Here is a 20,902-nt window from a genome sequence, read left to right as displayed (position 1 = left end):
CTTTTCCGAAAACTGGCATCCACTTTTCGCTGACGCGGTCCTTCGGTTCGGGATCATGGTCTGTCTATTTCTCGATTAGCCGCTCGAAGCGCCTGTCCGGCACTAACCAGATCAGCGCCACGAGAACGTAGATCGAGACACCGATCCAGTGATTGACGAAGGTCAGTGCGACGCCGGAGATATAGAGGGCCAGCGAGATCTTTCCCTTGAGGTCATTGCCCAACGCCCTGGCGAAAAGGGTCTCGCTGCCGTGCAGCCGATGCAGAGCCATGGTGAGGATGTTGAAGCCGACGGCGCAGAGCGCCAGGCCGATGCCATAGACGGCGACAGGCACCGGCGCGAAATGGTTCTCGCCCATGAAGGCTGTCGTCGCCGGCATCAGCGACAGCCAGAACAACAGGTTGAGGTTCGCCCACAGCACGCGGCCGTCGACCCGCTGCACGGCATGGAACATGTTGTGCAAATTGTTCCAGTAGATGCCGACATAGATGAAGGACAGCACATAGCTGAGGAATATCGGCCAGAGTGGTGCAAGCGCGGAAAAATCCTCGCCATGCGGCACCTTCAATTCCAGCACCATGATGGTGATGATGATGGCGACCACGCCATCGGTGAATGCCTCGACCCGTCCTTTGCCCATGAATCTCCCCTGACAATCCGCTGAAGTTAAAAGAGGATCTCGCTCAGCGCCATCGGCAAAGCTGCCAAACTTGTCAGGAGCAAGTCGGGGAGGGGGAACGGCTGACGCGAAAAAGGCGTTAGGATTTCAGATCCCGAACAGCAAAAGGTCGAAAAAATGACAGCTCACGCTCAAGTCATGAGGCGCGATCACGAACTCGTCGGCAGCGCCGCAGCGGCCGCCGTGGCCGCCATGATCGCGGCTCTTTTCGCCGGCAGCACGGCGCTGACGCCGCTTTATATCATCTACAAGCAGGTCTTCGGTTTCTCGCAGATCACTTTGACGCTGGTCTACGCCGTCTATGTCATCGGCAATCTGGCAGCGCTTCTGATGTTAGGGCGTGTGTCCGATGCCATCGGGCGCCGTCCGATGGCATTAGCGGGAATGGCGGTGGCCGTCGTCAGCGCGGTGGTTTTCCTGTTCGCCGAAAATGTCGCCTGGCTCGACATCGCCCGAATTCTGAGCGGATTGGGAATTGGCGTCGGCGCCGGTACCGGCACCGCCTGGCTCGCCGAATTGCTCCCGACCGACGACAAGTCACAGGCGGCGACGATTGCCACCAGCACCAATTTTCTCGGCCTCGGCCTTGGTGCGCTGGGGGCCGGGTTGCTCGCCGAATACGCGCCTTGGCCGCTCAGGCTGACATTCGTCGTCTACCTGGCGATGCTCGCGACTGTAACCCTGCTGGTCTGGCGTACGCAGGAAACCGTTTCGCGGCCGGGGAAACTGGCTGACGTTTCGATGCGGCCGCGGCTTTCCGTGCCCGATGATATCCGCGCAAGTTTCGTTGCGCCGGCGGTGACCGGCTTTGGCGCAATGGCGCTGGTCGGCTTTTATGCAGCACTTGCACCGAGCATTTTGGCGCAGCAGCTGCAGGTAACCAATCATGCCGAAGCCGGCGCTCTGTTCTTTGAATTGGCGATCGTGACGGCCGTCACCATTGTAGCGACGGCACGACTTTCGAGCCGAGCCGCGATGTTCGCGGCGCTTGCGCTGATGATCCCAACCGTCGCGCTGATTGTTGCGGCACAGGTCTTCGCTTCGATGGCCATAATGATTGCCGGGACCGCCTTGTGCGGCGTGGCGGCAGCGCTCGGCTATCGCGGCGGCTTGCAAGTGGTGAACGAGATCGCGCCTGCGGACCGGCGCGCCGAAGTGGTCTCGGCCTTCTTCATCTGCTGTTTTTGCGGCAACGCGCTGCCGGTCATCGGCATCGGCATCCTGTCGACCGTGGCGAGCGCGACCGTGGCGAGCCTGGCCTTTGCCGGCATGATCGTCATCTTTTCCCTGGTGGCGCTCGGGTTCGGCGCGAAATACGCGCGCTGAGCCGACCTTTCAGCCGTTCGGCGTCTCAGGCGAAAGATGCGCGCGCTGACGCGGTACGCCGAGGCCGGTATCCGGCGGTTCGCCGGCAGCCGGCCGGCTCTCGATCATGTGCATGGTGCGCCAACGGCCGAAGCGATAATAGGCCGCGGCCAGCACGAGCGAGGTTATCGAGCCGGCCGGAAAGCTCCACCACAGCGCTTCCTCGCCGATCACGCTTCGGAAGAAATAGGCGAAGCTGGTGCGCACCAGCAGCACCGAGATCACCAGGATGATCAGCGGCGGCATCACCGCGCCGGTGGCACGCACGGTGGCGAAGAGCACGATGGTGATGCCGAACAGGATGAAGGACCACGACGCGATCTTGTTGATGTGAGTGGCGATGTCGATTGCTGCACTGTCGCTGCCGAGGAAGAGGCTGAGCACCGCGCGATCGAATACGAACAGCAGCGCGACGAGCACGCCGGTGAGCACAAGGTTGAAGCCGACGCCGGAGGTGGCGATGCGTCCAATCCGGTCCCAGCGCCTGGCGCCGACATTTTGCGCCGCCATGGACGAGACCGCGGCGCCGATGGCGAGCGCCGGCATCTGGATATAGGTCCAGAGCTGTGCGGCTATGCCGTAGGCAGCCGCAACCTGTGAGCCGTACGAATTGACCATGCCCATCACTGTCAGCGCCGCTGCCGAGACGACGATCATCTGCAGGCCCATCGGCACGCCCTTGAAGACGACGATGCGCAGCAGCGCCGGGTCCGGCCGCAGCAGAGCGAGATTAGCGCCGGCCAGCCGCAGCGGGTGCTTGCGCGCATAAAGCACGATCAGGATGGCAACCACGCTTACCGTCTGGCCGATCAGCGTCGAGGTGGCCGAGCCGGCGATGCCGAGTTCGGGGAACGGGCCGATGCCGAGGATGAGCAACGGGTTCAAAACGACGTCGAGCACGACGGCCAGTGCCATGAACAGGAAAGGCGTGCGCGAATCGCCGGCGCCGCGCAGCACCGTCATGACGAAGGACAGCAGGTTCATCATCGGCACGGCCAGGAAGATGATGCGCAGATAGGAGCGCGCCAGCGGCAAAGCATCGGCCGGCGTGCCGAGCGCATCGAGGATCGCATCGACCCAGATCCAGCCGCAGACCGCGAACACCACCGAGACGAGGAAGAAGAAGGTAGCGCTGGTGCCGACGATGCGGCGGGCTTCGGGCAGGTCACGAGCGCCGACGGATTGCGCAACCAGGATGGTCGCCGCCATGCCGATGCCGAACACCGTGCCGAGGATGAGAAACAGCACGAGGTTAGCGTTGGAGGTGGCGGTCAGCGCCGCTTCGCCGAGGAAACGACCGACCCAGACGGCATTGATCGAGCCGTTGAGCGACTGCAGAACATTGGAGCCGAGCACCGGCAGGGCGAACAGCAGCAATGTACGCGCAATAGGTCCACTGGTGAGGTCGCTGGTCCGCCGGCGCGCGGGCATCTTGTCGTCCATGGCAGGCAACTCGGCGAAGGCTTATCTTGAGTCCGGTCCGCAATGATTGCCGATTCAACGGAACAGGTCGATGCGGCGCTGCAAATTCCGCCTGGCGTGCCTTGATCTAAGCATGTTCTCAAAGCTTCCGGAATCGGATATTGATCACGGACGCGTGGGGCCGCATTTCCTGGATCTCATGGACAAGCCGGGGGGCTCATGTCCGATATTCCGTTGTTTTTTGAGCGCCTGAACCGGCGCGCGTTTCTTGGTGCATCCGCTCTGGGTGCGGCCTCCGTGGCTCTTTCGGCGTGCACCACGACGGACGTGGCGGCGCCGCCAGTGACAGCGGCGCCAAGCGATCCGGCTTTCGGCGATGCCGCAAGCATGTATGCGGCGCGCGTCGACGAGGGCTATCAACTGCCGGCAATCCCGGTAGCCAAGGTCGATCCGAAATTCGTGCGCCAAATCGTGTCCGACCCGACCGGCGAAAAACCCGGCACGATCGTCGTCGATACTTCCGAGCACTTCCTCTATCTGGTGCGCGACGGCGGCAAGGCAATTCGCTATGGCGTCAGCCTCGGCAAGGCCGGTTTCGGATGGACCGGCAGCGCCGTGGTTCAGGCGAGGAAGAAGTGGCCGGTCTGGACGCCGCCGCCGGAAATGATCCAACGCCGGCCGGAACTGGCGAAATACAAGGACGGCATGCCGCCCGGCCCGCACAGCCCGCTAGGCGCCCGCGCGCTGTATCTCTTCCGCGACGGCAAGGACACGATGTACCGGCTGCACGGCACACCGGAGTGGGATTCCATTGGGAAGAACGCTTCATCCGGCTGTGTGCGCTTCATGAATCAGGACATTATCGACCTCTACAGCCGCGTCGACGGCGTCGCGCCGGTCTTCGTGCGCCCGAACCTGTCTGCCGCCGGGAAGATCGCCGCCGTGTCGAACAGGACGGCCGAGCCAATCGATGCGGGCGTGCCAAAGGACGCGGAGATGTTGAGGTAAGTGCCTTCGTCGGGATCGTCAGTCGCAGGTTTTGCGACGCCTAGGACACCATCCCTGCGCGGGCGAGCCGCAACTGAAGGGCCCGACCGTTCAATCGCGCCAGCTCAGGCGGACGCGTTCGGCGCGTCCGCCTGTATGGGTGCCGCTACTTCCCGGCGAGGCCGGGAAGCGTGACCTGATAGACCAGGAACATCGTGTCGACATCGGCGCTACCCTCGGCCTTGTAGGGCGCGCCGACCTGGAAGCCGTCCTGCGTGAGGAAGTCGTTGTCATTGGCGACGAACAGGAAATAGTCGTCGGGCAGCTTCGGATCGAGGACGCTCACCACCGACATCGCCTCCCATTTCTCCGAAAGATTATTGCGGTCGTTGGGCGCGCCATTGTGCAGCCCGAAGCGGCCGAGCTCGCTCTTGTCGTTGATGTCGATGAACGGCGTCAGCTTGGCCGGCGTCACCGAGGGATCGAGCTCACCTTTGGGCGCAACCGGCTTGTCTTTGTCGAACTCGGTGCCGGCGATGTCGGTTGCCGCCGACACATCGACGACGCTGATCTCGCGATGGAGTGAGGTCTCGCCCTTCACCCCCTGGCCATTGCCGCTGTCGCGCGCCAGCATCAGGAAGGTCTTGTCCGACAGCGCCACGATTTCGCTCTGCGCGGCGATCTTGGTTTTGCCCTTGGCATCGGTGAACACCGGCAGCGGTACGACATATTCATGCGCGAGCTTGAGCTGGCCGGGATCCGAGGCATCGTAGACCAGCGCGCGCGTGTTCTGGCGCGTCGAAGCGGAATCGCCGCCATCTTGTCTGGGTGCCGACTGCAGCACCGCGATCAGGAACTTGCCGTCGGGCGTCAATGCCATGCCTTCGAGGCCCTGGTTGTTCTGGCGGCCGGTTTCGGGATCCTTCGGATCTGGGTCTGCCGCGCCAGGTCCCGGATTGTTGGAAGCAAAGTTTGGCGACCCGTGACGCATCGGGACAAGCGCCGCCGGCGGCTGCGTTGCCGACGTCAGACGCCCATCGGCGGAGAAGCGGTAGATGTTCGGACCGTATTCGTCCGAGATGAACATCGTGCCGTCGGGCAGCCGCGCGATCGCTTCGTTGTCGAGCGCAAGCTTGCCGTTGGCTTCGGGCAGGATCGGCATGTCGTCGGTCGCGGCGCGCACGCCGTTGAGCGGATCGAGGCCGGTTGCGTCGGCGCCCTTGTCGTCGGTCAAAAGCATGGTGTCGGCTAGGGTTGCCTTGAGGCCCGACTGTTCCTGGCCGGTGGCCGGTGCCGCACCCGGCGCGATCGGGACGAACTCGAGAACGATCGTGTTGAGGCGCGGACGGTAATCGGTGGTGCCGACGACATTGTAGCCGCGATCCGGCAGCAGCCACAGCGAGCCCTTATAGCCATCGGCGCCATGCGTCCAGCCGGCAGCGTCGATCGCCATGCCCGAGCCGGAGCCAAACGTCTCGCCGAACTTGTCCTTCTGGCTGGCCGGGATGCGGCCGACACCGACTAGGCCCTTGTTGACGAAGCTGATGCCGCCGACGGTCGCGGCGTTTTCAGCCGAGGCCGGGGTCAAGGCGGTGAACATCGCCAGCGCGACGGCGAGGGACGCGTTTCGGTGCAGGTTTTTCATGGAAATCCTCTTTGTGACAAAGCTGCCGGGCCCTGAAAAAGCGCCGCGTCGCATCAAGGATGCCGCGAAAGCCTTCGGAGAAGCGATCTAGGACGCGAACATGATACTTGCGTGACAGTGGCGCGCTTGCTTGTCCCCCCGTGGTCGCAACTGGCCTGGGTATGGCGAATTCGTCGTCGCCGAGCGAGCAATTAACAACTTTACAAATAATCATTCTTATGTAAAGTCATGACAATGAAAGGTCCCCGATGACTGCCTATCGTTTCGCCACCCGCCTCAATTCCTTTGCCTCGCGGCCACAGTCCGAGTGGCCCGATCTTGTCGGCAAACCGTCTACGCTGCAAATGGCGACACGTGCGGCGAAGGTTGCGGAGTTGACCGATCTCGACCTCAACTTCCCCGACCATGTCGATGAAAAGCCTGGGGAAATGGCGCGCAAACTCGGCGATTTCGGGTTTTCCATCAATGGCTTCGCCATGCGCTACTACTCTAACCCGGCTTTCAAGCTCGGTGCCTTCACCAATCCGGATCCTTCCGTTCGCCGCGAGGCTATCGACTTGACCAAGGCCGGCATCGACGCTGCGCGCGAGGCCGGCGCCAGCCTGATGACATTGTGGTTGGGGCAGGATGGCTTCGACTACGCCTTCCAGGCTGACTACGCAACACTTTGGCAACACGAAATCGATTGTATCCGTGAAGTTGCGGCGCATGATCCGAACTGCCAGATCAGCCTTGAATACAAACCCAACGAGCCGCGCTCCTATAGCCTGATGCCTGATGCGGCGACGACGTTGCTGGCGATCCGCGAGATCGGCCTGCCCAATCTCGGCGTGACGCTCGATTTCGCCCATGTGCTCTACGCCGACGAGCAGCCGGCTTTCGCCGCCGCCCTCGTGGCACGGCATAGCAAGCTGCTCGGCGTGCATCTCAACGACGGCTACGCCAAGCGCGACGACGGCTTGATGGTCGGTGCCGTGCATACGCTGCAGACGATCGAGCTGCTCAGGCAGATCCGCCGCGACGGCTACGCCGGCGCCATCTACTTCGACACGTTCCCCGACATGACCGGGCTCGACCCGGTCCACGAATGCGAAGTCAACATCGCGACTGTGAAGCGCATGCTGCGCGTCGTCGATCGGCTGGACGGGGACAATCGCCTGTCGACTGCCGTCGACCGTCAGGACGCGGTCGCGTCGCAGGCCATCATCCAGGAAGCCATGCTCGGGCCGGACAGCTGAGGCCGGGGCCATCACCGTTTTCAACAGGGAGGAAAGACCATGAAATTTCTGTTTGCCACCGCCACCGCTGCCCTGATGGCGCTGTCCATCGGTTCGGCGTTTTCCGCGGACCTCGCGCCGCTCAATTCCGACACCGAGAAGGATCGCATCGACTGGTCGCAGCTCGAGGCCAAGTTCGGAGCCTTCCCCAAGCTGCCCGAGGGCACCAAGGCGGGTGCGGTCTCCAAGACGCTGACCAACGAATACTGGCGCTCTCTGGGTGAGGGCTACAAGTCGTTCGGCGACCGTATCGGTGTACCCGTGGTCTACTAGGCGGCGCAGAGCGAGGGCGACCAGCTCGGCCAGCTCACCATCGCCGAAGGCCTGGTCACGCAAGGCTACAACGTGCTGCTCGTTTCGCCGCAGACCGACTCCAATTTGCAGCCGATCATGGAACAGGCCAAGGCCGCCAACGTGCCGGTGGTCAACGTCAATGACGCGGTCATCCCGCAGGCCGAGTACTATGTCGGCAATGTCCAGCGCGACAATGGCGTGCGCGTCGCCAAATGGTTCATCAAGAACCGGCCGGATGGCGGCAAGGTCGCCATCGTCGAAGGCCAAGCCGGCGTCTATGCCGCCGTCCAGCGCACCGACGGCTTCAAGACCACCATCACCGAAGCCGGCAAGTTCGAGGTCGTCGCCAGCGTCCCCGGCAACTGGGATCGTCAGACCTCCTACGACGCGGCCACCAACATCCTGCAGCAGCATCCCGACCTGATCGGTTTCTATGCCAACAATGACGGCATGGCGCTGGGCATCGTCGAGGCGGTCAAGGCAGCCGGTCTGCAAGACAAGGTGGCCGTCTTCGGCACCGACGGGATTTCCGACGCTTATGCCTCGATCCGCGCCGGCGAGCTGACCGGTACCGTCGACTCGTTCCCGGTGCTGACCGGCGAGGTGGCGCTGGAATCGGCGCTGCGGCTGGTGGCCGGGCAGAAACTGCCGCGCGTCGTCGCCACGCCGCAGGCGCTGATCACCAAGGACAATGCCGACCGTTACTCCGGCGGCGGCGATTCCGCGCGCAAGGCGCTGCTCGAAGACGCGGCAGCGGGCCAATAGAGCAGGGGCGGCGGGTGCCGGCCTTGGGTCGGCACCCTTGCCTGGAGAACTGAAGCAATGTCAGCGCGGCTGCAATTCGAGGGCATTTCCAAGGTGTTTCCGGCCGTGCGGGCGCTGAGCGATGTGTCCTTTTCGGTCGGCGCCGGCGAAATCCATGGCCTGCTTGGCGAAAACGGCGCCGGCAAGTCGACGCTGCTGCGCATACTGTCAGGCGTCTACCGGCCGACAGCGGGAAGCGTTTTCATCGACGGCAAACCGGTGACGTTGAACAACCCGGTCGCGGCGCGCGCCGCCGGCGTCGCGATGATCCATCAGGAATTACAGCAGGTGCCGCGCCTCAGCGTCGCCCAGAACATGTTTCTCGGCCATCCGCTGACGCGCGGCGGCGTCTTCGTCGCACGGCGCGAGCAGGAACGCCGTGCTGCGGAAGCCCTCGCCGCCATCGACCCGACCATCGATCCGGCAGCCCCGCTCGGCAGCCTGAAGGTGGCGCAGCGGCAGATCGTCGAGATCGCCCGGGCGCTGCTCGACCGCGCCAGGATCGTGGCGATGGACGAGCCGACGTCGAGCCTCACGCCGAGCGAGTTCGAACGGCTGGCGGAAGTCATTGCCGGTCTGGCGGGCGACGGTGTCGCCGTCGTTTACGTCTCGCACAAGCTGGACGAGGTGTTCGGCATCTGCCAGCGCGCCACCATCATGCGCGACGGCGCCGTGGTCGGGTCCGTCGATCTCGCACAGGTCTCGGAAAAATCCGTCGTTTCGATGATGGTCGGCCGCGAGCTTGCCCAGGAACAACACCGCTCGCATGCTTCCGCCGAGATCAGGCTGAGCGTGCGCGGCCTCGCCTCGGCGACCAAGGTCCGTGACGTCTCGTTCGAGCTGCATCGCGGCGAGGTGCTGGGCATTGCCGGCCTGGTCGGGTCCGGCCGCACCGAACTGCTGCGGCTGCTCGCCGGTGCCGACCGGGCCTCATCAGGCGCGATAGAGATCGACGGCAAGGCGGTAAAGCTTTCCAGTCCGCGCGACGCGATTGCGGCCGGCATCGGCCTGGTGCCGGAGGAGCGCAAGCGCGAAGGCATCGTGCCGTTGCGGTCGATCTCCAGCAACATGGCGCTGGCCTCGATGGGCGTGTTCGCGCGGCGCATCCTCATCGACCATCGCCGGCTGAGGCGCGTGGCAGCCGAGAAGATGAAACGCGTCAATCTCAGGCCGTTCCTGCTCGATCGGCCGATCCGGCTGTTCAGCGGCGGCAACCAGCAGAAAGCGATCATCGGCCGCTGGCTGGCGGCTGGAACGCGGATCCTTCTGTTCGACGAGCCGACGCGCGGCATCGATGTCGGCGCCAAGGCGGAGATCTACCACCTGATCGAGGAACTCGCCGCCGAAGGCCATTCGGTAATCGTCGTGTCGTCCGAACTCCCCGAGGTGATCCGGCTCGCCGACCGCGTGCTGGTGATGCGCGACGGCACGGTCGCCGCCGAACTGGGCCGCGCAAGTCTCAGCGAACAGGCGATCGCCGCGCACGCCATACCCCAAACGGAGATTGAGGCCGGCAAGGCGCAAGGCCATCGGGCCGGTGCATAACGGACAGGACCAGCGGATGACCGATATAACCCAACACACAGCAGCGCGCCCGAGGGCAGATTTCCTGCACCGGTTTTCCGTGCGCGACGCCGGCACGCTGATCGGCCTGGTGGTGATCCTTGCCGTCTTCGGGGCGCTGGTCCCCGGCTTTTTTGCCGAGCGTAACCTGATCAACATCCTGCAGCAGTCGAGCATCAATGCCTGCCTGGCGTTGGGCATGACGCTGGTCATTATCTCGGGCGGCATCGACCTGTCCGTCGGGCCGACGGCAGCCCTTTCGGCCGTCATCTCGGCCTCGATGCTGGTTGCCGGCGTGCCGTTTCCGCTGGCCATCGCCGCCGGCTTCGCCATCGGCCTTGCCTGCGGACTGCTCAACGGCGTGCTGGTCGCCTATGTCGGGCTGCAGCCTTTCATCGTCACGCTCGGCACGCTGAGCACCTACCGGGCGCTGGCGCTGATCTATACCGGCGGCAATCCGGTGCTCGGCCTGCCTGCCGGCTTTCGCGCCATCTTCAACGGCTCGCTGTTCGGATTGCCGTTGGCGGTCATCATCGTGGCCGTGGTCGCGCTGATTGCCTGGATCATCCTCAAGAAGACGCCGTTTGGCGAATATCTGCTCGCCGTCGGCGGCAATGAGGAGGCGGCCTACATAGCCGGCGTGCCGATCGCCCGCACCAAGATCGCCGCCTACATGATCTCGGGCCTGCTGGCAGCGCTTGCAGCGCAGATCCTGATCGGCCGGCTGGGTGCGGCCGAACCCATTCTGGGCAATCTCTGGGAGCTCGACGCCATAGCAGCGGCGGCAATCGGCGGCGCCTCGCTGATGGGCGGCAAGGGTAGCGTCGTCGGCACCATCCTGGGTGCCGTCATCCTCGGCAGCATGCGCAATGGCCTGACGCTGATGAACGTGCAGTCCTTCTATCAGCTCCTGGCAACTGGCCTTATAATCCTCGCCGCGATGCTTATCGATCGCGTGACGAGGGGACGTGGATGACCTTGACCGGGCTGGACCTGAAAGCAGTAGGACCGCGCATCCGCATGATGATGCCACATCTGACGCCGCTTGAGGCGAAGGTGGTTGAAACCGTGTTCGGACGGCGCGGCTTCGACGAGACCATACCGCTCAAGCAGATCGCCGAGGAGGCCGGTGTGTCGGAGGCGATGGTGGTCAAGATCGCCAAGAAGCTGGGTTTTTCCGGCTATCGCGACTTTCGCACGGCGGTCTATGAATACAGCCGCCTGCCAACTGCCGAGATGCATCAGGAGCTGTCGGTGGACGACAGTTCAGCCGAGATCGTGCAGAAGGTGTTCCGCACGTCCATCCAGGCGCTGGAGGAGACGCTGGCCATTCTCGACATGGACGATTTCGACCGCGCCGCCGATCTGCTTTACCGCGCCAGAAATCGCGATTTCTACGGCGTCGGCGGCTCGGCGCAGATCGCACGCGACGTCTCGCACAAATTCCTGCGCATCGGCATCCGCACCTCTGTCTACGACGATTCGCACATGATGCTGATGTCGGCCTCGCTGCTCGGCGCCGACGACATTGCTGTCGGCTTCTCGCATTCCGGCAACACGAGCGCCGTCATCGACGCCATCCAACTTGCGCGCAAAAGCGGCGCGCGCACGCTGGCCATCACCAACTACGACAACTCGCCATTGGCGGCCGTCGCCGACATCGTGCTCTGCTCGACGGCGCAAGGCTCGCCGTTGATGGGTGAGAACGCAGCGGCGCGCATTGCCCAGCTCAACATCCTTGACGCGCTGTTCGTCGCGGTCGCGCAACGCGACTACCAGGCGGCGGAGCGCAATCTCGGCCGCACCATGTCTGCGGTGACCTCGAAACGGAAAGATAAGAACTCATGAGAGGCAAGCGGCTCATGAAGGTCTGGCGCACATGACGGCTCCTCCGCCGCTGGTGACCGTGTTCGGCAGCCTGCATTACGATATCATGGTCGAAGCCCCCGATCGCCCACGCAAGGGCGAAACGGTGACAGGACATGCCTGGCATCCAAAATGCGGCGGCAAGGGCGGCAACCAGGCGGTGTCGGCAGCGCGGGCCGGCGTGCGTGCGGCGATGATCGGTGCTGTCGGCGACGACGATTTCGGACGCGCGCTTCTCGACAATCTCGACCGCAACGACGTTGACCGGCGCTTCGTGCGGGTCGTTTCCGCTGCCGGCTCGGGTATGAGCGTGGCGATTTTCGACGCCAGCGGGGACTATGGCGCGGTGATCGTCTCGGGCAGCAATCTCACTCTCGGCGAAAAGAACATTGCGGAGGCGGCCGAGCTGATCGCGCAAACGACGGTGCTGCTGCTGCAGAACGAGGTGTCTGACGCCGCCAACATTGCCGCGGCGCGGGCGGTGAAGGCGCATGGCGGCCGCGTCCTCCTCAACGCGGCGCCCGCCCGAAATCTATCCGCCGAGTTGATCGCGCTCATCGACATCGTCATCGTCAACGCCATCGAGGCGGAGTTCCTGGCCAGCGTTCCGGTCATCGACACGCTCGAGGGTGCGGCGAAGGCGGCCGGTATGCTCGTCGGTTCCTATCCGGCTGCGATTGTCACGGCAGGTGGGGAGGGGGTCGCCTATCGCGACTGCAATGGCCTGGCGTTCGCCTTGCCGGCGATGCCGGTGAAGGTGGTCAGCACCCACGGTGCCGGCGATGAATTCGTCGGCGCCTTTGCGGCGGGGCTTGCGCGTGGAGAGCATGTCGAGGCGGCACTTGCCGCCGCCAATGCCGCCGCTGCCTCGCTGGTCGCAACGCCGGAGCGCGAGCGCGGCCGGCTTGATCGACCTCAGCCTGCTCAGTGACCGCCGCGATTCAATCGCTGTCGCGCGCGATAAGCTCCAGCGGCCAGACTTCGCGGGTGATGCGGGCGCCTTCGGCGCCGGCGTAAGCCGGGATCGATGCCAGCAGCATTTCGGCCAGCCGCTCGCCCATCGGCTCCAGCGCCGGGCGGAAGCCGGTCAGCGCCGGTGAAAAATAGCGGCAGAGCGGCGTGTCGACGATGACGATCACCGCGATGTCGTGGCCGGGCTTGATGCCCGCCTCGGCCAGAGCCTTGCAGCCGCCAAGCGCCATCGCGTCATTGTTGAAGATGATGGCGGTCGGCGGGTCCTTGGAGCGCATGACCTTCGGCGTCACGGCGTAGCCGCCGGCCTCGTTGATGAAGCCGTCGGCGATCAGCTCGGGGTCGAACTCAATGCCGTGCCGCCGCAACGCCTTGCGATAGCCGGCGAGGAACAAATAGCCGAAATTGAGGTCGAGCGACGGGCGGATGGCGGCGATGCGGCGGTGGCCGCGTGCGACGAGACGATCGACCGCGTCAGCCCCGGCCTTTTCGAAATCGAGGTCGAGCGAGGGGTAGGCATCGCCGCCGGAGCGGCTGCGGCCGAGCGTCGCGAACGGGAAACCGGCCTGAGTCAAGTAGTCGATGCGCTCGTCCTCGCGCCGCGTCCAGGCCAGCACCACCGCATCGGCCCGCCGGGTCTCGACGACACGGCGCAGGCGCTCCTGCTGATAGTCGCCCGGCGCGCCCATCACCACGATCAGGTCGAGCCCGCTTTCGGCGAGCTTGGCCTGCAGCCCGGTCAGGAACGGAATGAAGAACGGCTCGCCATATTCCTGGTCGCCTGGATGAGGCTGCAGCATGAAGGCGACCGAATGGGTGGCGCCGCGCCGCAAACTACGGCCGGACTGGTTCGGCGAATAATTCAGCTTCTTGGCCGCATCGAGCACGCGCTGGCGTGTGTCGGCATTGACGTCAGCGCGACCGTTGAGCGCGCGCGACACCGTGCCGATCGAAATGTTCAGGTGACGCGCAAGGTCGTGAATACTGGACGCCAAAGGACAGTTCTCCCCCTTGCCTGGCTAGCACCGGCAACTCTCCGGGCCAAGGCGGCAGGACGATTTTTCGCACCGGCTAATTGACATTGTACGCCATCGGGTGTGTTCTCGTAAACGTTTACGGAAAAAGGTTTACGGCCCTGCCGTGAATGCCGTGACGATCGGTCTGGAGGGGCCGAGAGGGAGGAGTGCTGGATGATCAATGTCGTCCTGGTCGGCTGCGGAGCGATGAGCAAGGCCTGGCTCGATGCGGCCAGGCAGATCGACGGGCTCGCCATTGTCGGCCTGGTTGATCTCGACGCCGAAAGGGCGCGGGCAAGGGCGCGCGAATACGAGCTTTCGGGCGCCATCATCGGAACCGACCTCGACGCCGTGCTCGACCAGACCAGGCCCGACACGGTATTCGACGTGGTGGTTCCCGCCGCCCGCCGCGAGGTCGCGCTTTCCGCCTTTGCCCATCATTGCCATCTCTTGACCGAAAAGCCGCTGGCCGACAGCCCGGACAATGCGCGTGCCATCGTCGAGGCCGCCCGCAGCGCCGGGCGCATCCATGCCGTCGTGCAGAACCGCCGCTATGTCGCCAACGTTAGGCGCATCCGGCGCTTTCTCGATTCCGGCGTCATTGGTGCTGCGACCAGCATCCACGCCGAGTTCTTCGTTGCGCCGCATTTCGGCGGTTTTCGCGAAGAGATGCGCCATGTGCTGCTGCTCGATATGGCCATCCACACATTCGATGCGGCCCGCTACATGGTGGCCGGCGAACCGGCCGGCGTCTATTGCCAGGAGTGGGAGCCGGCCAATTCCTGGTATCGGCAAGGGTCGTCGGCAGCCGCAAGCTTCGACCTCGGCGGCGGCAAGCTGTTCACCTATGCCGGCAGCTGGTGCGCGGCCGGCTTCCGTACCAGCTGGGACAGTACATGGCGCATCGTCGCCGAGCGCGGCAGCATTGTCTGGGACGGCGAGGACGTGCTGAAGGCGGAAGTCGTGCGGCCGGTCCGTGAAGGCATGTTCGACCGCACCGAACCGATAGCCGTACCGCCGCTCGACCCGGCCGATCGCGTCGGCGGCCATCTCGGCATTATCCAGGATTTCGTCCGCGCCGTCGAAACCGGCACCGAGCCGGAGACGCGTGGCGCCGACAACATCAAGAGCCTGGCCATGGTTTTCGCTGCCATCGAGAGCGCCGAGACCGGGCGCCGGGTCGCTATCACTGCACAGGAAGGATCATGATGCCAAACCCGCTGCTCGACATCAGGATCGGCACCATGGTGCGCGCCAATCTCGACGATCCGGCCGCCTATGTCAGGCAGATCCTGCCGCTCGGCTTCGAGAGCATCCAGCCGTTTTTCTGGCAGACGCTGGGCGGCAAGGATATTCCGCGGCTGGCGGGCGAGATCCGCGACGCGATCGGCGATGCCGATGTCGTCATTTCGTCGATCGGCGTGTTCGGCAATCCGCTGGAGAGCGGCGAAGTCGATCGCGGCGTGCTCCAGGCGTGGGAAACGGTCATCGACAACGCGCATCTGTTCGGCACCAATATGGTCAGCGGCTTTACCGGCCGCATTCGCGGCAAGCCGCTGACCGACAGCCTGCCACGTTTCCGCGAGGTCTGGGGGAAGCTGGCCAAGCGTGCCGCCGACAAGGGCGTGCGCATCGCCTTCGAGAATTGCGCCATGGACGGCAACTGGGCCAGCGGCGACTGGAACATCGCCCACAATCCAGACGCCTGGGAGCTGATGTTCAACGAAGTGCCGGACGACAATCTCGGCCTGGAGTGGGAGCCCTGCCACCAGCTGGTCTACCTGATCGACCCGATCCCGCAGATCCGCAAATGGGCGCCGCGCATCTTCCACGTCCACGGCAAAGACGCGACGGTGCGCTGGGACGTGATCCGCGAACATGGCGTGTTCGGCCGGCTGCCGTTCGTTCAGATGCGCACGCCTGGCTTCGGCGACAGCGACTGGACGCGGGTGATCAGCGAGCTACGGCTGGTCGGCTACAAGGGTGCCATCGACATCGAGGGCTGGCACGACCCGGTCTATCGCGGCGATCTCGAGATCACCGGCCAGGCGCGGGCGCTGGATTATCTCCAACAATGCCGGGGAGGCGCGAGCTACCTGCCGAATCCGGTGTGAGAAGTCGGCCGGCGGGAGGTGCCGGCCAGCTGGAGGCTGCGGCGCAACGCCGAAGCGATCGTCAAAACCCCTCGGCTAGCGAGGGAACAAAGGGAGGAACGTGCATGAGCATTATGATGAGAAGGACAGTTCTGCGCTCGACCGTCGCGGCGGCCGCGATGGCGCTCGCCGCCGCACTCTCGACCTTGCCAGCGCAGGCGCTCGATGCGCAATGGTGTAAGGATGTCCATATCCGTTTCTTCGCCGGCGGGGCGGAGGGCGATGCGTTCGGCACCATCGTCTATAATGGTGCCAAGCAGGCGGCCGCCGATCTCGGGCCCAAGGTCGACTATATCTTCTCTGGGTGGGACGTGGAGAAGATGGTCCAGCAGTTGCGCGAGGCTGTTGCGGTCAAGCCCCAAGGCATCGCCATGATGGGGCACCCAGGCGACGCCGCGATCATGCCGCTGGCCGAACAGGCGCACAAGGACGGCATCAAGATGATGTACCAGAACGTGCCGGTGCCGACGGTCACGGCGGCGTTCGGCGGCGGCTATGTCGGCGCCCAGCAGGAGCAGCAGGGCCGTGCGCTCGGCGCCGAGGCGTTCAAGCTGGCCGGGCTCAAGGCCGGCGACAAGGCGATCATGATTGGCCCGTTCGAGAACGAGAGCCGCGGCGCGCGCGAACGCGGCACGGTCGCCGCACTGAAAGAGGCCGGCATCGACGTCGTTCAAATCAATTCTCAAACCGAGTGGGCAGCCGACCCCAATCTGGCCATTCCGGTGATCACGGCAGCACTGCTCAACAATCCCGACGTCAAGGCGGTCGGCTATCCCGGCGGGCAGCTGCTGGGCAATGTGCCAACCTACATGCAGGCGGCCGGCAGGAAGCCGGGCGACATCTTCAACTTTGGTTTCGACACCAGCCCGCAGATCGTCGAGGGCTTCAAGGGCGGCTGGGTGCAGCTGACGGCCGACCAGCAGCCGTTCCTGCAGGGCTATCTGCCGATCCTCAGCCTCTGCCAGCAAGTGGTGCTGGGTTTGGCGCCAATGAATGTCGACACCGGCGCCGGCTTCGTCACGCCGCAGAATTACGAGATTGTCGCCGAGCTGGCCAAGCAGGCGCTGCGCTGACCTCCCAAGCCGTCGGCCGGGATTTAGCCCGGCCGGCGGGGCCGCTGGCGAAGACGCCGGCACGAAATCAAGCGAGGACCGCCATGGCCGAACGCCTCATCGAACTGCGTGACATCAGCAAGTCCTACGGCCAGGTCTATGCACTTGGCGGCGTCAATCTCAGCGTCGACCGCGGCGAGGTGGTCGGCCTGATCGGCGACAACGGCGCCGGCAAATCGACGCTGATCAAGATCCTCTCCGGCGTGGTCAAGCCGACCAGCGGCGAAATCCTCATTCGCGGCAAACCGGTGACCGGGTGGAGCGCCGCGCGCTCGCGCGACGCCGGCATCGAAACGGTGTTCCAGGACCGGGCGCTCGCCGTGCAGCAGACGATCGTGCGCAACATCTTCATGGGCCGCGAGCTCACCGGCTGGCTTGGCTGGCTGAAGGTCAACAAGGAGATCGCGGAGGCGAGCCGGCTGATGCGCGAGATCGGCTTCACCTCGAAAGTGTTCACGCCGCAGTCGATCGTCGGCCAGCTGTCGGGCGGCGAACGCCAGGGCGTGGCGATCGCCCGCGCCATCTACAAGAAGGCCGACCTGATCGTCCTCGACGAGCCGACGACGGCGCTGTCACTGACCGAAACGGCGAAGGTTTTTCATTTCGTGCGCCAGGTGAGGGCGAGCGGCCGGTCGATCCTGTTCATCGGCCACAACATCCACCACGTCTTCGATATCGCCGACCGCTTCGTCGTGCTCGATCGCGGCAAGGTCGCGCTCAGCGCCGACCGGAGCGAGGTCAAGTCGGCCGAAGACCTCATCAATTTCATGGAAGACGTGGCACACCCCGGCGGACTGGCGGGATTGCACGAGGCCGGGGAGCAGGCAACGCGATGAGCAAGACAATGGAGCCCGATCTGCAAACCCCTCTCGGCAGCAGCGAAGCCGCCCGGAAGGCATGGAAACACCCGTCCGACCACTGGATGCGCGGCTTTGTCCTCGACAATCGCGCTGCACTCGGCACGCTTGCGGTGTTCATCGTGATGATGGCGGTGTTCATGATCGCCAATCCGACGGTCTTCACCAGCTGGTATCTCTATAGTTCCGTGCTGACCACGCTGCCCGTGGCGCTGTTCGTGGTGGTGCCGCTGGTTTTCGTCGTCACCTGCGGCGAGATCGACCTGTCGTTTCCGGCGACGATGGGCTTCGCCTCTTGGGTGTTCGCGCTGGTCGTGCAGGCCGGCTACGACCCGTTCCTCGGCATCGCCGCCGCAATGGTCACCGGCATGCTGCTCGGCTTCCTGGTCGGCTCTCTGGTCGTCTATGGCGGGCTGTCGTCGCTGATCGCCACGCTCGGCATGAATTTCCTGCTGCGCGGCCTGATCCAGATCATCAACGAGGGCAGGTCGACGGCGCTGACCAGCCTTGCGGACAGCTGGGCCTACAAGATCTTCTCCAGCCAGCTTTACGGCATTCCGGTGCAGATATTCTGGGCCATCGGCTTCGTCGTGCTGTCGGCGCTGCTCTACAACCGCCATCGCTTCGGCGCGCAGGTCAAGGTGGTCGGCGACAATCCCGACAGCGCCCAGCAGATGGGCATCGACGTCAAGCGCGTCAGGGTGAAGGTGTTCGTCTTCGTCGGCATCGGCGCGGCAATCGCCGGCACCTTCTCGGTGATGATAAACTTCACCTGGTGGCCGACTGCGGGCGATGGTTATCTGTTGCCGGTGCTGGCATCGGTGTTCGTCGGCGGCACCCCGACCTGGGGTGGCATCGGCACCGTCGTCGGCGGCGCTATCGGCGCGGTCACCGTATCGTTCATCCAGACCGGCGTCGTGGCGGCGGGCCTCAGCGGCTTCTACGTCCAGTTCTTCAACGGACTAATTATCATCTTGTCGCTGCTTGGCCATAAGTGGAACCAGGCGCGGTATCGCTAACGACAGGCGACCTCAAACTCCCGTGACAAACCCGTCCAGCACGCGTTTCTGGCCGGCTTTGTCGAAGTCGATGGTCAGCTTGTTGCCTTCGATGGCGGAGATGTTGCCGTTGCCGAATTTCTGGTGGAAGACGCGGTCGCCGACATTGAAGGGGGAGGGCGTGTCGGCGACGGATTTGGCGACCAGCTCGCCATCGATGGTGCGGCCCTTGATCGACGTGCGGCCGGCGCCGTAGCCGGAGTCGGTCTCGCCATAGCCGATGCGCTCGACCTGATGGCCGGAGCGCGAGCCCCAGTTGCGGTCGGTGGCCTCGGTGCGGTTCACTTGAGCGCGCTGCCAACCCGGCGTTGCATAGGTGTTGGAGAAGGCGCCGGATTTTTCCGCGCCGACATTGTCGAAGCGCGAGGCCCCATAAGGGTTCTGGCGGCCGCCACGGCCCGAAGCGAACGAGCCGCCGCCATAGGCATTGCCGTAACCGCCGTAGCTGCTGCCGTTCTCTGCGACGTCGACATGGGCTTCCGGCAATTCGTCGACGAAGCGGGAGTGGATGGTCGATTGCCAGAGGCCGTGGATGCGGCGGTTGGAGACGAACCAGATGTGCAGGTTCTTCTTGGCGCGGGTCAGGCCGACATAGGCGAGGCGGCGCTCCTCCTCCAGCCCTGAGCGGCCGCCCTCGTCGAGGGATCGCTGGTGCGGGAACAGGCCTTCTTCCCAGCCGGGCAGGAACACGGTTTCGAATTCGAGGCCCTTGGCCGAATGCAGCGTCATGATGTTGACGGCATCGAGTTCGGCGTTCTGCTCGGCGTCCATCACCAGCGCGACATGTTCGAGGAAGGAGCGCAGCGATTCATACTCCTCCATGGAGCGGATCAGTTCTTTGAGGTTTTCCAGCCGGCCCGGCGCTTCGACTGAGCGGTCGTTCTTCCACATGTCGGTGTAGCCGCTCTCCTCCAGAATGGTCTCGGCGAGTTCGGTATGCGGGGTGGTTTCCAGAGCCTTCTGCCAGCGCTCGAAATTGGCCGATACCTCGCGCAGTGCCGCGCGCGGCTTCGGCTTCAGCTCGTCGCTCTCGGCGAGTGTTGCCGCCGCCTCCAGCATCGGGATGCGCAGGGCGCGTGCGGTGTCGTGGATCTGGCGGATGGTGGCCTCGCCCAAGCCGCGCTTCGGGACGTTGACGATGCGCTCGAAAGCGAGATCGTCGGCGCCTTGCGCGACGACGCGGAAGAAGGCCAGCGCATCGCGGATTTCGAGGCGCTCGTAGAAGCGCGGGCCGCCGATGACGCGGTAGTTGAGGCCGAGCGTGACGAAGCGGTCCTCGAACTCGCGCATCTGGAAGGAAGCGCGGACGAGGATCGCCATGTCGTTGAGATTGTGCCGATTTCCTTGTTTGTCTGGGCGCTGGTAGGCCTCGATGGTCTCGCCGACGGCGCGGGCCTCCTCCTCGGAATCCCAGGCGGCGTGGACATGCACCTTCTCGTCGTCCTCGGCGATCTTTTCGGTGAACAGCGTCTTGCCGAAGCGGCCCTCATTGTGGGCGATGAGATGCGAGGCGGTGCCGAGGATGTGCGCGGTCGAGCGGTAGTTGCGCTCCAGCCGGATGATGGTGGCGCCAGGGAAATCCTTGTCGAAGCGCAGGATGTTGTCGACCTCGGCGCCGCGCCAGCCATAGATCGATTGATCGTCGTCGCCGACGCAGCAGATGTTTACGGTGGCTGGCCGCGGATTTCCCTCCCCCTTGAGGGGAGGGTGGCCGGGCAAAGCCCGGCCGGGGGGGGTCCGTGCGGCAGTGCTCGACGCCTCGGCGGTGCCGTCTGCGGCCACCCCCACCGCCCCCCGGGCGGGGCCCCCCCCCCCCCGGGGGGGGGGGTAGT

The 20,902-nt window shown here is 64.5% G+C and carries 17 protein-coding genes and 1 pseudogene; 13 read left to right on the top strand and 5 right to left on the bottom strand.

Annotation, left to right across the window (positions count from 1 at the left end; translation table 11 throughout):
* Positions 1–64: 64 nt before the first annotated feature.
* Positions 65–640, bottom strand: a complete 576-nt coding sequence (locus tag NKJ40_RS05155) for a TMEM175 family protein (RefSeq protein ID WP_292663948.1) — start codon at positions 638–640, stop codon at positions 65–67.
* Positions 641–817: 177 nt separating this feature from the next.
* Here NKJ40_RS05155 and NKJ40_RS05150 point away from each other — a divergent pair, with 177 nt between their 5' ends.
* Positions 818–2,005 (top strand): MFS transporter, encoded by a 1,188-nt coding sequence (locus NKJ40_RS05150; RefSeq protein WP_352465119.1) that lies wholly within the window; start codon positions 818–820, stop codon positions 2,003–2,005.
* Between the two features lie 9 nt (positions 2,006–2,014).
* On the opposite strand, the gene NKJ40_RS05145 is transcribed toward NKJ40_RS05150, so the two are convergent.
* Positions 2,015–3,487 carry an MATE family efflux transporter gene (locus NKJ40_RS05145; protein ID WP_352465118.1) on the bottom strand — a complete coding sequence of 491 codons (1,473 nt, stop codon included), beginning with the start codon at positions 3,485–3,487 and terminating at the stop codon, positions 2,015–2,017.
* Between the two features lie 198 nt (positions 3,488–3,685).
* Here NKJ40_RS05145 and NKJ40_RS05140 point away from each other — a divergent pair, with 198 nt between their 5' ends.
* Positions 3,686–4,474 (top strand): L,D-transpeptidase, encoded by a 789-nt coding sequence (locus NKJ40_RS05140; RefSeq protein ID WP_352465117.1) that lies wholly within the window; start codon positions 3,686–3,688, stop codon positions 4,472–4,474.
* A gap of 145 nt (positions 4,475–4,619) precedes the next feature.
* Here the strand turns inward: NKJ40_RS05140 and NKJ40_RS05135 are convergent, their stop codons facing one another.
* Positions 4,620–6,098: an esterase-like activity of phytase family protein gene (locus NKJ40_RS05135; RefSeq protein ID WP_352465115.1), complete on the bottom strand. Its 1,479-nt coding sequence runs from the start codon at positions 6,096–6,098 to the stop codon at positions 4,620–4,622.
* A gap of 248 nt (positions 6,099–6,346) precedes the next feature.
* Here NKJ40_RS05135 and NKJ40_RS05130 point away from each other — a divergent pair, with 248 nt between their 5' ends.
* From NKJ40_RS05130 to NKJ40_RS05105, 6 genes and pseudogenes are all read left to right on the top strand, one after another.
* Complete coding sequence (locus tag NKJ40_RS05130) at positions 6,347–7,336, top strand: TIM barrel protein (protein WP_352465114.1); 990 nt, start codon at positions 6,347–6,349, stop codon at positions 7,334–7,336.
* A 39-nt stretch (positions 7,337–7,375) separates the two neighbouring features.
* Positions 7,376–8,434: pseudogene (locus NKJ40_RS05125) on the top strand (sugar ABC transporter substrate-binding protein).
* Positions 8,435–8,491: 57 nt separating this feature from the next.
* Entirely contained in the window at positions 8,492–10,018 is a 1,527-nt protein-coding gene (locus tag NKJ40_RS05120) for a sugar ABC transporter ATP-binding protein (protein ID WP_352465113.1), read from the top strand.
* A gap of 16 nt (positions 10,019–10,034) precedes the next feature.
* Positions 10,035–11,012, top strand: a complete 978-nt coding sequence (locus NKJ40_RS05115; protein WP_352456543.1) for an ABC transporter permease — start codon at positions 10,035–10,037, stop codon at positions 11,010–11,012.
* Entirely contained in the window at positions 11,009–11,884 is an 876-nt protein-coding gene (locus NKJ40_RS05110) for a MurR/RpiR family transcriptional regulator (RefSeq protein WP_023721163.1), read from the top strand. The genes NKJ40_RS05115 and NKJ40_RS05110 overlap by 4 nt, the downstream gene beginning before the upstream one ends.
* A gap of 31 nt (positions 11,885–11,915) precedes the next feature.
* Entirely contained in the window at positions 11,916–12,833 is a 918-nt protein-coding gene (locus NKJ40_RS05105) for a ribokinase (RefSeq protein ID WP_352465112.1), read from the top strand.
* Positions 12,834–12,843: 10 nt separating this feature from the next.
* Here NKJ40_RS05105 and NKJ40_RS05100 read toward each other — a convergent pair whose 3' ends face one another.
* On the bottom strand, positions 12,844–13,869 hold the full coding sequence (locus NKJ40_RS05100) for a LacI family DNA-binding transcriptional regulator (protein ID WP_352465111.1): 1,026 nt from the start codon (positions 13,867–13,869) through the stop codon (positions 12,844–12,846).
* A 195-nt stretch (positions 13,870–14,064) separates the two neighbouring features.
* Between NKJ40_RS05100 and NKJ40_RS05095 the strand changes: the two genes are divergently transcribed.
* The 5 genes from NKJ40_RS05095 to NKJ40_RS05075 all read left to right on the top strand — a co-directional run bounded on the left by NKJ40_RS05095 (position 14,065) and on the right by NKJ40_RS05075 (position 19,031).
* Entirely contained in the window at positions 14,065–15,099 is a 1,035-nt protein-coding gene (locus NKJ40_RS05095) for a Gfo/Idh/MocA family protein (protein ID WP_352465110.1), read from the top strand.
* Positions 15,096–16,004: a sugar phosphate isomerase/epimerase family protein gene (locus tag NKJ40_RS05090; protein WP_352465109.1), complete on the top strand. Its 909-nt coding sequence runs from the start codon at positions 15,096–15,098 to the stop codon at positions 16,002–16,004. The genes NKJ40_RS05095 and NKJ40_RS05090 overlap by 4 nt, the downstream gene beginning before the upstream one ends.
* Before the next feature lie 104 nt (positions 16,005–16,108).
* Positions 16,109–17,116, top strand: coding sequence for a substrate-binding domain-containing protein (locus NKJ40_RS05085; RefSeq protein ID WP_352465108.1), 1,008 nt, complete (start codon positions 16,109–16,111; stop codon positions 17,114–17,116).
* A gap of 83 nt (positions 17,117–17,199) precedes the next feature.
* Complete coding sequence (locus NKJ40_RS05080; protein WP_352465107.1) at positions 17,200–17,991, top strand: ATP-binding cassette domain-containing protein; 792 nt, start codon at positions 17,200–17,202, stop codon at positions 17,989–17,991.
* Positions 17,988–19,031 (top strand): ABC transporter permease, encoded by a 1,044-nt coding sequence (locus NKJ40_RS05075; RefSeq protein WP_352465106.1) that lies wholly within the window; start codon positions 17,988–17,990, stop codon positions 19,029–19,031. Before NKJ40_RS05080 ends, NKJ40_RS05075 begins: the two co-directional genes overlap by 4 nt.
* Positions 19,032–19,043: 12 nt before the next feature.
* Here the strand turns inward: NKJ40_RS05075 and NKJ40_RS05070 are convergent.
* The coding region (locus NKJ40_RS05070; protein ID WP_352465104.1) for an ATP-dependent helicase at positions 19,044–20,902 on the bottom strand (1,859 nt) is incomplete at its 5' end.

Origin of the sequence: Mesorhizobium sp. M0119 (assembly GCF_040322615.1) — a bacterium.
Classification (GTDB): Bacteria; Pseudomonadota; Alphaproteobacteria; order Rhizobiales; family Rhizobiaceae; genus Mesorhizobium.
The sequence above is the reverse complement of the archived record's forward strand: the minus strand, read 5'-3'. Positions and strand labels throughout refer to the sequence as shown.